14 protein-coding genes are annotated in these 12,774 nt (G+C 70.7%); 2 read left to right on the forward strand and 12 right to left on the reverse strand.

Annotated features, from left to right (window positions below):
- The first annotated feature begins 65 nt into the window (after positions 1–65).
- Entirely contained in the window at positions 66–1,046 is a 981-nt protein-coding gene (locus tag EDF40_RS07865) for an NAD(P)/FAD-dependent oxidoreductase (protein WP_123339098.1), read from the forward strand.
- Between the two features lie 37 nt (positions 1,047–1,083).
- Here the strand turns inward: EDF40_RS07865 and EDF40_RS07870 are convergent, their stop codons facing one another.
- The 5 genes from EDF40_RS07870 to EDF40_RS07890 all read right to left on the reverse strand — a co-directional run bounded on the left by EDF40_RS07870 (position 1,084) and on the right by EDF40_RS07890 (position 5,614).
- Positions 1,084–1,749 (reverse strand): pentapeptide repeat-containing protein, encoded by a 666-nt coding sequence (locus EDF40_RS07870; protein WP_123339099.1) that lies wholly within the window; start codon positions 1,747–1,749, stop codon positions 1,084–1,086.
- A gap of 4 nt (positions 1,750–1,753) precedes the next feature.
- A complete protein-coding gene (locus tag EDF40_RS07875; RefSeq protein WP_123339100.1) occupies positions 1,754–2,182 on the reverse strand; it encodes a DUF6314 family protein in 429 nt (142 codons plus the stop codon).
- Positions 2,183–2,353: 171 nt separating this feature from the next.
- Positions 2,354–3,409 carry an NAD-dependent epimerase/dehydratase family protein gene (locus tag EDF40_RS07880; protein ID WP_123339101.1) on the reverse strand — a complete coding sequence of 352 codons (1,056 nt, stop codon included), beginning with the start codon at positions 3,407–3,409 and terminating at the stop codon, positions 2,354–2,356.
- Positions 3,409–4,602, reverse strand: a complete 1,194-nt coding sequence (locus EDF40_RS07885) for a zinc-dependent alcohol dehydrogenase (protein ID WP_123339102.1) — start codon at positions 4,600–4,602, stop codon at positions 3,409–3,411. Before EDF40_RS07885 ends, EDF40_RS07880 begins: the two co-directional genes overlap by 1 nt.
- 124 nt (positions 4,603–4,726) lie before the next feature.
- Positions 4,727–5,614, reverse strand: a complete 888-nt coding sequence (locus tag EDF40_RS07890) for an aminoglycoside phosphotransferase family protein (protein WP_123339103.1) — start codon at positions 5,612–5,614, stop codon at positions 4,727–4,729.
- 104 nt (positions 5,615–5,718) lie between these two features.
- Between EDF40_RS07890 and EDF40_RS07895 the strand changes: the two genes are divergently transcribed.
- Positions 5,719–6,543 (forward strand): polysaccharide deacetylase family protein, encoded by an 825-nt coding sequence (locus tag EDF40_RS07895; protein WP_221180452.1) that lies wholly within the window; start codon positions 5,719–5,721, stop codon positions 6,541–6,543.
- Here EDF40_RS07895 and EDF40_RS07900 read toward each other — a convergent pair.
- From EDF40_RS07900 to EDF40_RS07930, 7 genes are all read right to left on the reverse strand, one after another.
- A complete protein-coding gene (locus tag EDF40_RS07900) occupies positions 6,540–7,097 on the reverse strand; it encodes a TetR/AcrR family transcriptional regulator (RefSeq protein ID WP_123339104.1) in 558 nt (185 codons plus the stop codon). The genes EDF40_RS07895 and EDF40_RS07900 overlap by 4 nt on opposite strands.
- 27 nt (positions 7,098–7,124) lie before the next feature.
- Positions 7,125–8,657, reverse strand: coding sequence for an MFS transporter (locus EDF40_RS07905; protein ID WP_221180453.1), 1,533 nt, complete (start codon positions 8,655–8,657; stop codon positions 7,125–7,127).
- Between the two features lie 69 nt (positions 8,658–8,726).
- Positions 8,727–9,377: a DNA alkylation repair protein gene (locus EDF40_RS07910; RefSeq protein ID WP_123339105.1), complete on the reverse strand. Its 651-nt coding sequence runs from the start codon at positions 9,375–9,377 to the stop codon at positions 8,727–8,729.
- A 110-nt stretch (positions 9,378–9,487) separates the two neighbouring features.
- Entirely contained in the window at positions 9,488–10,585 is a 1,098-nt protein-coding gene (locus EDF40_RS07915) for a type I restriction endonuclease (protein WP_123339106.1), read from the reverse strand.
- 212 nt (positions 10,586–10,797) lie between these two features.
- The gene (locus EDF40_RS07920) at positions 10,798–11,205 is read right to left on the reverse strand and encodes a sigma factor-like helix-turn-helix DNA-binding protein (protein WP_148053803.1); all 408 of its coding nucleotides are present in this window, start codon (positions 11,203–11,205) and stop codon (positions 10,798–10,800) included.
- Entirely contained in the window at positions 11,202–11,396 is a 195-nt protein-coding gene (locus tag EDF40_RS07925) for a ribonuclease PH (RefSeq protein ID WP_123339108.1), read from the reverse strand. The genes EDF40_RS07920 and EDF40_RS07925 overlap by 4 nt, the downstream gene beginning before the upstream one ends.
- Before the next feature lie 185 nt (positions 11,397–11,581).
- Positions 11,582–12,763, reverse strand: a complete 1,182-nt coding sequence (locus EDF40_RS07930; protein ID WP_123339109.1) for a peptidoglycan DD-metalloendopeptidase family protein — start codon at positions 12,761–12,763, stop codon at positions 11,582–11,584.
- Positions 12,764–12,774 lie beyond the last annotated feature (11 nt).

A 12,774-nucleotide genomic window follows, 5' to 3' on the forward strand; every position in this document is an offset into this window, starting at 1 on the left:
TGCCCAGGTTGCCACATCAGCAAGGTTCCTTGCTGTCCGTGACCCAACGGCCGCATGCTCCTTGCATGCCTGATCACTACGACGTCATCGTCATCGGCGGAGCAGCCGCCGGCCTCTCCGCCGCCCTCGTCCTCGGGCGCTCCCGCCGCTCCGTCCTCGTCGTCGACGCGGGCGAGCCCCGCAACGCGCCGTCGGCCGGCGCCCACAACTACCTCGGACGCGAGGGCATCGCCCCCGCCGAGCTGTCCGCGATCGGGCGCGACGAGGTTGCCGCCTACGGCGTCGAGGTGACGGCCGGGAGGATCGTGGCCGCGTCCGCCACGACGGGTGACGGCACCGACCCGGTCGGCTTCTCGGTCACGCTGGACTCCGGCACGGTCGTCACCGCCCGCAGGCTCGTCGTCGCCTCCGGCGCCGTGGACGTCCTGCCGCAGGTGCCGGGCCTCGCCGAGCAGTGGGGGCGCGGGGTCGTGCACTGCCCGTTCTGCCACGGCTGGGAGATCCGCGACCAGCGCATCGGCGTGCTCGTGACGACACCGAACGGCGTGCACCACGCGCTGATGTTCCGGGCGTTGAGCGAGCACGTGACCGCGTTCGTCACCGATCCGGCCCTCGTCGACGACACCGCCCTGGCCGGTTTGCAGGCCCGCGGGATCGAGGTCGTGGACGACACGGTCACGCAGGTCCTGTCGTCAGAGGGCACGCTGACCGGGGTCACGCTCGGCTCCGGCGAGGTCGTCGAACTCGACGCCCTGGCCGCGGCGAGCACCGCTGAGGCGGGCGTGGACTTCCTGTCCGGGCTCGGCCTGGTCGCCACCGACCAGTTCATGGGCGACTTCCGGTACGCGAGTGCGCTGACGGTGGACCCGGCCGGGCAGACGTCGGTGCGCGGTGTGTACGCGGCCGGCAACGTGGCGGCCCCGATGGCGACGGTCATCGCGTCCGCAGCCGCCGGGGTCCAGGCGGGAGCGGCCGCCCACGGCGACCTGGTGCAGGCGGACCTCGCGGCGGCGTTGGCCGCGGCGGGTGCCCGCGCGGGCGCCTGACCGCCGGGCTGCTGCGCAGTTTCGCGCTGGCCGACGGTCAGTCGACGCGGTAGCCCGCCTGCGCCGCCAGCAGCGGGGCGAGCGTGTACAGCTGGTCGGCGCCGATCGTCGCACCGCGGAACCCCTCGAGACGCTCGACCCGGTCGAGGTCCGCACCCCGCAGGTCCACGTGGTCGATCCGGGTGTTGGACCCCTCGGCGTCGCGGATGCTGCTGCCCTCGAACGACACCCGGAGCAGCTTCGCGTCCGCGATGTCGAGCTCGTCGATGACGCAGTCGCGGAACACCACGTCGGTGAGCGTCGACCCGCGCAGGTTCACGAACCCGAACTTCATCCCGACGAACTCGACGCCGTTCAACCCGGAGTCGTACAGCTCACCCGAGCCGATGCGACCGCCGGACACCCGGACCTCGCGCCACGAACTGCTCGACGCCCGCAGCACAGGGGCGTCGAGCGTGTCGATGATCGAGTCGTGCACCCGCAGACCACGGAAGTCGGCGCCGTCGCCCCGGAGCGTGTCGATGACGCACTCCTCGATCTCGAGATCGGGCAGCCGCTCACCGGCCAGGTCGAACACGCCGATGCGCTTCCCCTCGATGCGGTCGCCGGTCAGGACGTCGCCGGGTCCGGGGACCCAGTCCTGCAGGTCGACGGGCTCGGTCAGGGTGATGCGCGGGGCTTCGGTGCCGGAGGAACGTGCCATGGACTCAGTCTGGCGCGTGCCGGTGACGCTCCAGCACGCTGTCAAGCCGGTAGTCCTTCGCCGGGCCCCGGGCTTCCCAGCGCACGGTCCACCGCTGCTCGTCGCCGTCCAGTGCCCCGGTGTAGTCGTCCGGAGCACAGGCGTGGGCGACGCTCGCTCCCCACACCCAGTCGTGGAACACCCGGCCGTCGGCGAAGTGCACGGTCCAGTCGTCGGGGTCCCCCGTGCTGCGGCGACGCGCGACGAGCGTCCGCGACACCGGGGTGGTCCGGCCGTCGAAGGTCATCACGCCCGCTTCGTCCCAGCGCACCTCGTCCGCACCGACCGCGGTCAACGTGGTGGTACCGGCGACGACGCCCCGCACGCCGGCACGCCGGTCGTCCAGGGTCCGGCGGAGCACCCACTCCCCCAGCAGGTCCGTCGGCAGCAGCACCGCCCCAGGCTAACCGCGCAGGGCCTCGGCTCGCGCCGCGCGTTCCTTCCCATCACACGCGCGATGGAAAGCGGAATCGGGCGTACCTGGTCGAAACTTCCGACCCGGTACGCCCGAAAGCACCCGGCACGCCCGAAAGCACCCGGCACGCCCCGCCAGCCCCCGCCCCAACTACCCCCGCAGCGGATCCGACGCGGCCACGTGCGCACCGTCCGCGAACCCGGCCACGAGCGCACGCAACGCGTCTTCGGAGGTGTGCCGGGCCTCCCATCCGAGCACCGACCGGGCACGGTCGGTCTGCATGATCGGCACCCCGGCCGCGATGTCGATCCAGCCGGCATCCGTCGGCTGCAACCGCAGCCGCCACGTCAGCGTCACGATCCCGCGCAGCAGCCCGAGCGGGATCCGGACGGCACCGAGCATGCCGAAGGCCCTGGCCAACCGCGGCGGGTTGAGCACGGGCGACGCAGCGATGTTGAACGCTCCGCCGGCCCGCTGGTCGACGGTCCGCCAGTAGGCGTCCGCGACGTCGTCGGCGTGCACCGCCTGGAACACGAACGGGTACGGCAGGGGCAGCACGAGCCACCGGATCCACCGCACGATCGACATCGGCACGAGGTGCCCGAGGAACAGCCCGCGGATCTCGGCGGCGGCGTCCCGCTGGAAGATCAACCCCGGGCGCAGCCGCGTGACGACCACGGACGGATGGTCTGCCTCGAACGCGTCCATCGCCGCTTCGTTCGCGGCCTTGTGGATCGAGTACGTCGCGGTGGGGATGCCGTCGGTCGGCCAGCTCTCGTCGACCGGGGTGCGCTTGCCCGCGGCGTCGACGCCCCGGTAGGTCCCGACCGACGACGCGACGACGACCTGCGGGACCCCCGCTCGAGCGACGGCCGACAGCACGTTCGCGGTGCCGGTGACGTTCGTCCGGTACTGCAGCGGGATGTCGTGCGTCGGCTGCAGCGCCCAGGCCAGGTGTATCACCGCGTCGGCACCGGTGAAGACCGCGGTGAGCTGGCCGACCGCGTCCGACGCGCCGATGTCGACGGCATGCCAGACCGCGGAACCGTACGGCTCCGCGTGCACGTCCGGCAGCCGCCGCGCCACACCGACGATCTCGACGCTGTCGTCGCCCCCGTCCGCCCGCGCGGCGACCCGCGCCTGCGCGAGCCGACGGAGCACCGCCGTCCCGACGTTGCCGGTCCCGCCGACGACGACGATCCGCATCAGGCGGCGGCCAGGGCGGGGTCGAGCACGACCTTCACGCAGCCGTCCTGCTTCTTCTGGAACACCTCGTACATGTGCGGGGCGTCCTCGAGCGACACCCGGTGCGTGGTCAGGTCGAGCGTGCCGAGCGGGTCCGACGGGTCCTGCACGAGCGGCATGATGTCGTCGATCCAGTGCTTCACGTTGCACTGTCCCTCGCGGATGGTGATCTGCTTGTCGAAGAGCGTCATCATCGGCATCGGGTCGGCCATGCCGCCGTAGACGCCGCTCAGGGAGACGGTGCCGCCGCGACGGACCAGGTCGATCGCGGCGTGCACGGCTGCGAGCCGGTCGATGCCGGCGACCTCGATCGCCTTCTGCGCCAGGGCGTCGGGCAGCAGCCCGGCCGCACGCTGGGCGAAGCCGGCGACGGGGTTGCCGTGCGCCTCCATGCCGACGGCGTCGACGACCCCGTCCGGGCCGCGGCCGCCCGTCAGGTCGACGAGCTCCGGCACGGTGTCCTTCGACAGGTCGAACACCTCGGCACCGTGCTTCGCCCCCAGGTCGCGGCGGACCTGTTCGGGGTCGACGGCGAGCACGCGGTAGCCCAGGTGCTTGCCGATGCGAGCGGCGAACTGGCCGACGGGGCCGAGCCCGAGCACGGCGAGCGTGCCGCCCTCGGGCACGTTCGCGTACTGCACGGCCTGCCACGCGGTGGGCAGGATGTCGCTGAGGAACAGCCACCGGTCGTCGGGCGTGCCGTCGTCCGGGATCACGATGGGCCCGTAGTCCGCGTGCGGGACACGGAGGTACTCGGCCTGGCCGCCGGGGACCTGGCCGTACATCTTCGTGTAGCCGAAGAGCGCCGCTCCCGAGCCGTACTCGGTGACCTGGGTGGTCTCGCACTGCGACTGCAGACCGTTCTTGCACATCCAGCAGTGGCCGCACGAGATGTTGAAGGGGACGACGACCCGGTCACCGACCTTGAGGTTCGTGACGGCGCTGCCGACCTCCTCCACGATGCCCATGGGCTCGTGGCCGAGGACGTCGCCCTTGTCGATGTACGGGCCGAGGACCCGGTACAGGTGCAGGTCGGAGCCGCAGATCGCCGTGGACGTGATCCGCACGATCGCGTCGGTCGGTTCCTGGATGGTCGGGTCGGGGACGGTCTCGACGGACACCTTCTCGGTGCCCTGCCAGGTCAGTGCGCGCACGTCGCGTTCCTCTCGTGGTCGCTTCGGGCCGGCCGGGAGGCGCGGCTCGCTTCTCCCTCCTCGGTACGCGCCCGCCCCGTGGTGCGTTCACAGCCCCACCTCGGTTCGGGGCTCCGCCGCCCGGTCAGACGACGGGATCCGCGAGCACCGTGTCGAGCACGCGCTCGTGCTCCGCGCGGTCGCCCGGGCCGGCGCTGCCGGCGAGCATGATGAGCGCCTTCCACAGCGCCCAGCCCCGCCCGCGCGCCCAGGTGTCGGCGTCGAGCCCCACGGCCTCGCGGAACACCGGTCGCGCCGCCGGGTCGATGAACGTCCACGCGAGCACCAGGTCGCACGCCGGGTCCCCGACGCCGCAGGTGCCGAAGTCGATCAGCGCGCTGAGCCGTCCCCCGCCGTCGACGAGCAGGTTGCCGGGCGCAACGTCGCCGTGGAACCAGACGCCGGGACGCGCCCAACTGGTCGCCGTCGCCGCGGACCAGACATGCTCGCACGCCGCTCGGTCGACCTCCGACCCCAGGGTGTCGAGTGCCGCGACGACCTGGGCGCCGTACACCGACGGGTGCTCGCCGCGGTGGAACGAGTGCGCGCCGGCGGTCGGCCCCCCGGTGGCGGGGAGGCTCCGGAGCTGCCGGAGGACCGCGCCCACGTCGGTGGCGAAGCGCTCGTGGTCGAGGTCGACCGCACGCGCTGCCACCGTGCCGTCGAGCCACCGCCGGACCGACCACGGGAACGGGTACCCCTCGCCCGGTGCCCCCAGGCCGACCGGCTCGGGGACCGCGACGTCCAACCGGCGCGCCAGGTACGGCAGGACGTCCTGCTCCTTCTCGACCCCGGGCACGTAGCCGGCGGCACTCGGCAGCCGGACGGACAGCGCGTCGCCGAGTCGGTACGTGCGGTTGTCCCAGCCCTGGTGGTCGACCTCGCGCACGGGCAGCCCGCTCCACTCGGGGAACTGCGTCGCGACGAGTCGTTCCACGAGTGCGGCGTCGATCCGGGGCACCTCGGTGTGCATGACCCCACGGTACCCACGGCCCGGGCCGTGGTGGCCGATCGGCCACCACGGATCATTCGTCGAGCCGATGCGGACCCCGGCGACGATCCCGGACGATACGACCGATGGACCACCGAACCACCCGCCGCGCGCTGCTCGCCAGCGCCGCCGGCCTGCTCACGGCCACGACCGTCGCCGCGTGCGCGGCGACGGGACGGAGGCCGGCGACCGCACCGTCCGCGACCGCTCGCCCGACGACGACACCGGGGTCGTCGTCGACACCGACGCCGACACCGACGCCGACGCAGACCGCGACGCCGATCGCACGACGGCCCCTGCCGGCCGGAACGGTGACCGCATTACCGGAGGGGACCCCCGGCATCGCGTGGACGGTCGACGACGGTGCGAGTTCGGACGTGGTCGAGGCCTACGCCCGGTTCGCGGCCGACACCGGGACGCGTCTGACCTTCTTCGTGAACGGCGTCCGGCCGTCCTGGACCGACCACGCCGATCTCCTGCGCCCCCTGGTCGCGTCGGGGCAGGTGCAACTCGCCAACCACACCTGGGACCATCCGGCGCTGACGAAGCTGTCGGACCAGGGCATCGAGGACGAGCTCGTCCGGAACCACGACTTCATCGAGCAGACCTTCGGCGTCGATGCACGGCCGTACTTCCGGCCGCCCTTCGGCTACCACGATGCCCGCGTCGACGCCGCCGCGGCTCGGGTGGGGTACTCCACACCACTGCTCTGGTACGGCACGCTCGCCGATTCCGGGAACATCTCGTCCGACCAGATCGTCGGGTTCGCCGAGCAGTGGTTCCTGCCGGCGCACATCGTCATCGGGCACGCGAACTTCCCGGGGACGATCGGCGCGCTGCCACGGCTGGGCAAGCTGCTCGAAGAGCGGCGCCTCGCGACGTTCACGCTCGACGACGTGTTCGGTCGCTAGCCGGGCTCGGCCAGGGCGAGCAGCGCGTCGCGGGTGACCGCGACCTCCCGCTCGTCCAGGTAGGGCGGCATCGCGATGGCCGCCGCCAGGCCCTCTGCGGCGTTCCGGACCACGAGTGTTCGGTCCTCCGGCAGGCCGTCGCGCGCGAAGATCGTGCGCCAGTCCTGCGCGTCGGCGGCGACGAGGACCTCGACTCCCGGCACGGCCATCAGGCCGGTCCAGTGCGACGACGGTGAGAAGACCTCCATCGCCCGCTCGCTGCCCCCGCTGAGCGTCCGGACGTAGGCGCGGAGGACCTTGCCGGGGCGGTTCTCGGCCAGGTCGACGTGTCGCATGACCTCGTCCGTGAACGTGGTGAGGCCCTGCTCGACGACCGCGAGCAGCAGCGTGTCCTTCGACGGGAAGTGGTGCAGCAGTCCGCTCTTCGAGACGCCGGCGTCCGCCGCGATCTCGGCGACGCTCACCCGGGTGCCGCGCTCGGCGAGCAGCCGCTCGGCGGCCTCGAGGACCGCCTGGCGGGTGCGCTCACGATCGCGGGTGCCGTCAGTGCTCATGACGACCCTCAGTGCTCATGACGACCTTCAGTGCTCATGCGGTCCATCCTGCCGGTTCGGGATCACTCGGAGGGCGACCGCGGCGGCGACGGCGAGCGCCACGGCCGCGCAGATCGAGGCGAGCTGCATGCCGCCGGTGAAGGCCTGCCGAGCGTGTTCGAGGATCGGGTCGCCGTCTTGCAGGACCTGGGACGCCGACGCCAGGGACTCACGGATCCGGTCGCCGACACCGCCGCTGACCGCGCCACTCGTGACGTCGAGGTTCGACCGGTAGAAAGCGGTCTGCAGCGAGCCGAGCACCGCGATGCCGAGCGCGACGCCCAGTTCGTACCCGGTCTCCGAGATGGCCGAGGCCGCACCAGCACGCTCCCGAGGTGCCGCGGCGACGACAGCGTCGGTGGCCAGGGTCATCGAGACCCCGACACCCAGGCCGACCACGGCGAGCGAGATCGCGATGCCCCAGTACGTCGGCAGCCCCTCGGCGAACGCGAGGCCGGCCATGCCCACGGCGGCGACCGCCAGGCCGAGGCCGATCGACCGACCCGGTCCGACCCGCCGGGACAGCAGCCCGATGATCGCGATCACCGCGATCGAGGCCAGGGTCGCCGGCAGCTCGGCCGCTCCGGCGAGCAGCGGCGTGAACCCGCGGACCAGCTGCAGGTACTGCGAGAAGAAGAACAGCAGGCCGCTCAGTGCGAAGACCGACAGCGAGTTCGCGACGACGGCGCCCGAGAATGCCGGGATCCGGAACAGCTGCAGGTCGATGAGCGGCGACGCGAGGCGCTTCTGGCGGCGGACGAACCACCAGCCGGCGCCGATGCCGAGGAGCGCCGTCAGGGGCACCGTCCAGTCGAACCCGTGCCCGGCGACGTGCTTCACGGCGTACACGAGCGGCACGATCGCCAGCACCGAGAGGACGGCGGACAGCAGGTCGATCGGGGTGCGCGCGCCGCCCTTCGACTCGGGCAGCAGGATGGCTCCGGCGATGACGATCACGACGATGACGGGGATGTTGATGAGGAAGACCGAGCCCCACCAGAAGTGCTCGAGCAGCGCACCGCCGACGAGCGGTCCGGCGGCGGCACCACCCGTCGCACCCGCCGACCACACGGCGATCGCGGTGGTGCGCTGCCGGGCGTCGCGGAAGATCGTGCGCACCAGCGACAGGGTCGACGGCATCAGGGTCGCTCCGGCGATGCCGAGCAGTGCCCGCGCGGCGATGAGGAGTTCGGGCGTCTGTGCGAACGCCGCGGCGGCCGAGGCCAGGCCGAACGCGACCGCGCCGATGAGCAGCAGGCGCTTCCGGCCGATCCGGTCGGCGACGTTGCCCATCGTCACGAGCAGCCCCGCGAGCGCGAACGAGTAGACGTCGCCGATCCAGAGCACCTGCGTCGCGGTCGGGTCGAGGTCGGCGGTCAGCGACGGGACGGCGAGGGCCAGCACGGTGCCGTCGATCGCGAGCAGCACCACGGCCAGGGTGAGGACGCCGAGGGACGCCCATTCACGGACGGAGGCGCGGTGGATCGGGGCGGTGCTGGTGCTCGGGGTGGTTTCGGTCACCCGGAGACCCTAACCGACCACATGGTCGGTAGAGCCGACTGCACAGTTGGTTGCCAGTGTCGTTCGTGCTCAGCCGCGCAGGCGGTCGCGATCCGCCGGCGGCAGGTGCTCGGTCGCCGTGTGGCGCGCCGCAGGCGTCAGGAGCCGTCCGCTCCTCTCGAGGAACGCCACGAGCGCCGGCTCCGACGCGCGCTTGCCCGTCTCGCGCAGGACCCACCCCAGCGCGGACTGCACGGTGTCGCTCCGCTCCCGCACCAAGCGCCCGGCGATCCCGAGCGGCACCTCGGCGTCGCCCTGCTTGGCGAACGCCAGGGTCGCCACGACCGCGATCCGGCGCACCATCGCCACGTCGGACTTCACGAGCGCGAACAACGGACCGGTCGAGCCGCTGACGAGCGGCGCACCGACGAGTTCCTCGGCTGCCAGGTCGACGAGCGCCGGGTCGTCGAACCGCTCGGCCTTCGCCGCCGACAGGTACTCGTCGGTCAGCTCCGGGTCCGGGTGTGCCCGCATGGCCTGCACCAGCAGCAGCACGGCGATGAGCTTCGCGCCGTCGTCCTCGCTCCACAGCAGAGCCGAGCGCTCGCCGTCGTCGAGGCCTTCGAACCGCCGCGCGACCCGGCGCGCTGCCGCGACGTCGCCGTTCGTGCGCGCGAAGGCCACGAGCACGGCCTCGGCGTCGGTCCCGTCCCCTGCCCGGGTCCCGCCGCGCGATGTCATCCCGTCAAGGGTATCCGCGACGCCCCACCCGCACTTCGTGAGCAGAAACGGTCGGGTACCCGAAGGCGACCCGACCGTTTCTGCTCACCAAGCGGGACAGCGGTGGCCCATCAATTCGCGAATCGCTGCGCAGCCTCTCGGATCGCCTCGGCATGGAGGTAGATCTCGTCGAGGTTCTCGATCGGGTGCTTCGTCTCGACCTTGGCCTCGTCGAACAGGCCGAAGTACTTCTGCTTCTTGCCGTTGAACCAGAGTCGCGCGATCGGCTTGCGGTTGTTGTCGTCGAGCAGCACCGCGAAGTACGACTTCTGGTCGCGGTGTGCAATGCGGTCCGGCTTCACCTCGCTACAGGCGATGGCCTTCACGATCTGGTACCCCTCGAGTTCTTCGAGCGTCGTCTCGATCTCGGTGTCACGGTCGAGGTCGTCTTCGGCGACGGCTGCGCTCGTCATGGCCTCCGCCGGCGCTTCCGCGCCGATGGGCGCGCTGTACGAAGCGCCGAGAGCGGTCTTCAGTCGATCGTTGACCTGCTCGTTCAGGAATTGCTTCGACGCCTTGGTGACGAGCGCCGTGAACTGGACCCGCGCCTCCTGCGTGAATCGACCGTCGTAGACGCGCGACGTGAAGAGACGCACGAAGTCCTCGTCCGGCTCACGGAACTGCGCGGCGATCGCTCGCTTGATCGACCCGACGTACTTCAGTTCCTCAGCAGCACTGATCACCGAGTCGAGGTCGAAGACGTCCTTCGTGAGCTTGCTCAGCTCGGGGAGCAGGGTCTCGTCGATGTCGGCGAGGTCCAACACCAGGAACGGACGATCGTCCATCTTGTTCGGTGCATCGAGGTCCGTGTAGAAGTTGTAGACCTCGCCGTTCGTCAGGACAGCGATCCGCGCGTTCGTGACGGAGAAGTAGCGGAACAGCTGCGAAGCGTGCTCGATCTTCAGCGGCTCGGTCGACTTCTTGCACTCGATGAGGATCTGCACCTCGCCGTCGCGCATGATCGCGTAGTCGACCTTCTCGCCGCGCTTCACCCCGACGTCGGCCGTGAACTCGGGCACGACCTCCAACGGGTTGAAGACGTCGTACCCGAGGATCGTCGAGATGAACGGCATGACGAACGCGTTCTTCGTCGCCTCTTCGGTCTGGATGGCCTCGCGCTGGTTCTGCACCTTGGTCGCCAGCGCGGCGAGGCGTTCTTCGAACTCCATTGTTTCTCCCCTGTGATCGATCCAACGCTAGTTGACGAACTGTCATCAATCGATGACTCGTCCACCCCACTTCGCGGGTCGCGAGTCGTGACCGTCATGCAAAACATCAGCATTGCACAAAGTTGCGCCGGAACGACACCCCGGATGCTTCACTATCCGGGCGCGAGGTCACCGTCGTTGACGCCTCGCAATGCAGCCGCAGACCGCTGGCGTCAGGACGCCACGAGCTCCACGGGTTCCGCCTCGCGCACCAGCTGGTGCACTCGTTGGTACGAAACCCCCAGCACGACCGCGATGTCGCGCAGCGTCATGCCGTCGTCCTTGAGCGAGATCGCGACGGCCCGCCGAAGCGACAGCGCCCTGGCTTCCTTCTCCTCGGCCTCGGCCTCGGCGCGGAGTGCAACGGCTTCGTCGAGCGACCGAGCGAGCGCCGGTTCGAGTTCTACTCGGATGACGACCACGATCTCGTCCTGGTCGACCTCGGCGACGAACGCGATGGCCTCACGCTGGGCATCAGCGGCGAGGTCGAGTCGGCGGACCTGCGAGATCGCGCCGCGGAACTGATCGTTCTGCACGATCCACCAGCTGCCCTCACGATGTGCACGTGACGTGTAGGTCATCGCCACCACAACTTTCCGAGCTCTTGCTCGTACTGCTTGAAGAACGCGCGGCCCGTGCCGTCTGCGATCTCGGAGTGCCGACCGATCGTGCTCCGAGTGCTGCCGACGACAACACCGGTCTGGTTCGTCAGCTCGACCTCGCGGTACTCGAGGCCCGCAGTGCGTGCCGCGATCTTGATGCGCTTCAGCACCGCCTGTCGTTTCGGAGCATATGTCTAGAGCGCTTGACCATTCAGGTCAAGCAACATAGACACCTGAAGGCTCAGCACCTGCATGCTCACGCGAGGGACCCCATCGAGTGAGCAGAAGACGTCGAGTGGCGTGATGCCACTCGACGTCTTCTGCTCACTCGGCGCAAGCTCCGCGCGGCCCCGAATCACCGGAAGTGCAGGACCCCTAGCGGGTCGACGAGCGTGCCGCCCTGCCGGACCTCGACGTGCACGTGGGGCCCGGTCGACTGCCCGGTGTTGCCGGACTTCCCGACCTCGTTGCCCTTCGTCACGATCTGCCCCTGCTTCACGCCGATCTTGCTGAGGTGCGCGGTGAGCACCGTCGTGTTGCCGTAGGTCACGACGACGTAGTTGCCGTAGGACGCGTTGTTCGACACGGTGGTCGTGACCGTCCCGGTGCCGGATGCGTACACGGGCGTGCCGACGGCCGCCGGGGAGTCGGTGCCCTGGTGGTAGCGCGGAACGTGTCCGGCACCGCGGTCGTCCCCGTACCTGCCGGTGATCTTCGTGCTCGCGACGGGCCAGAGCAAGCCGGTGACCGGACGGGTCGACCACGCACGGGTGTCGGCCTTGCCGTACAGCACGACGTTGCCGTCGACCTGCACCATGAGCTTGCCGCCACCGGCCTTGCTCGTGGCGCTCGACCAGAGCCACTTCTTCGCCGCGGAGTAGACGGCGAAGTTGCCGTCGGACTGGACAGAGGCGTAGGCGCCGGCGTTCCCGGCCGTCTTCGTGGCCCAGACCTGCTTGCCGTCGACGACCTGCGCGAGGACGCCGTCGCCGCGCATGGTGAGGGTGCGTGACCCGGTGCGGTCGGACCGCAGCACGGTGCCGGGCAGGATGACGTTGCCCGCTGCGACGCTGTCCTGGTAGTTCGGGAACTCGACGACGCTCTTGTTGGCGGTGTTGATCATGCGCATGGTGCCGTCGGGGCGGACCCCGAAGTTCCGGCCGACGTTCCCCGCGCCGCCCCACAGGGCGATGCGCACGTTGTTGTGCACGATGGCGAGCGTGCCGTTCGCCCGGACCTGCGCGAAGGCCCCGGCCTTGCCCGAGGTGTTCGACGCCCAGAGGACCTTGCGGCCGATGCCGTACTCGACCAGGTTGCCGTCGCCCTGCATGACGAGTTGGAACTGCCCGTTGTTCGAGGTGACGGAGTCCCCGGGCCAGAGCGTCGAACCCGCGGCGACCGTGCCGACGTGGACGGCCGGGGCCGCGACGGCCGGTGTGGCGGTGGCGACGATGCCGGTGACGAGTGCCGCGATCGCGACGACCGAGGCGAGGAGTCGCCCGCGCGCCGGACGTGCCGTGGACGTGGTGGTGCGCATGGTTCCCCTGA

Origin of the sequence: Curtobacterium sp. PhB170 (assembly GCF_003752345.1) — a bacterium.
Taxonomy (GTDB): Bacteria; Actinomycetota; Actinomycetes; order Actinomycetales; family Microbacteriaceae; genus Curtobacterium.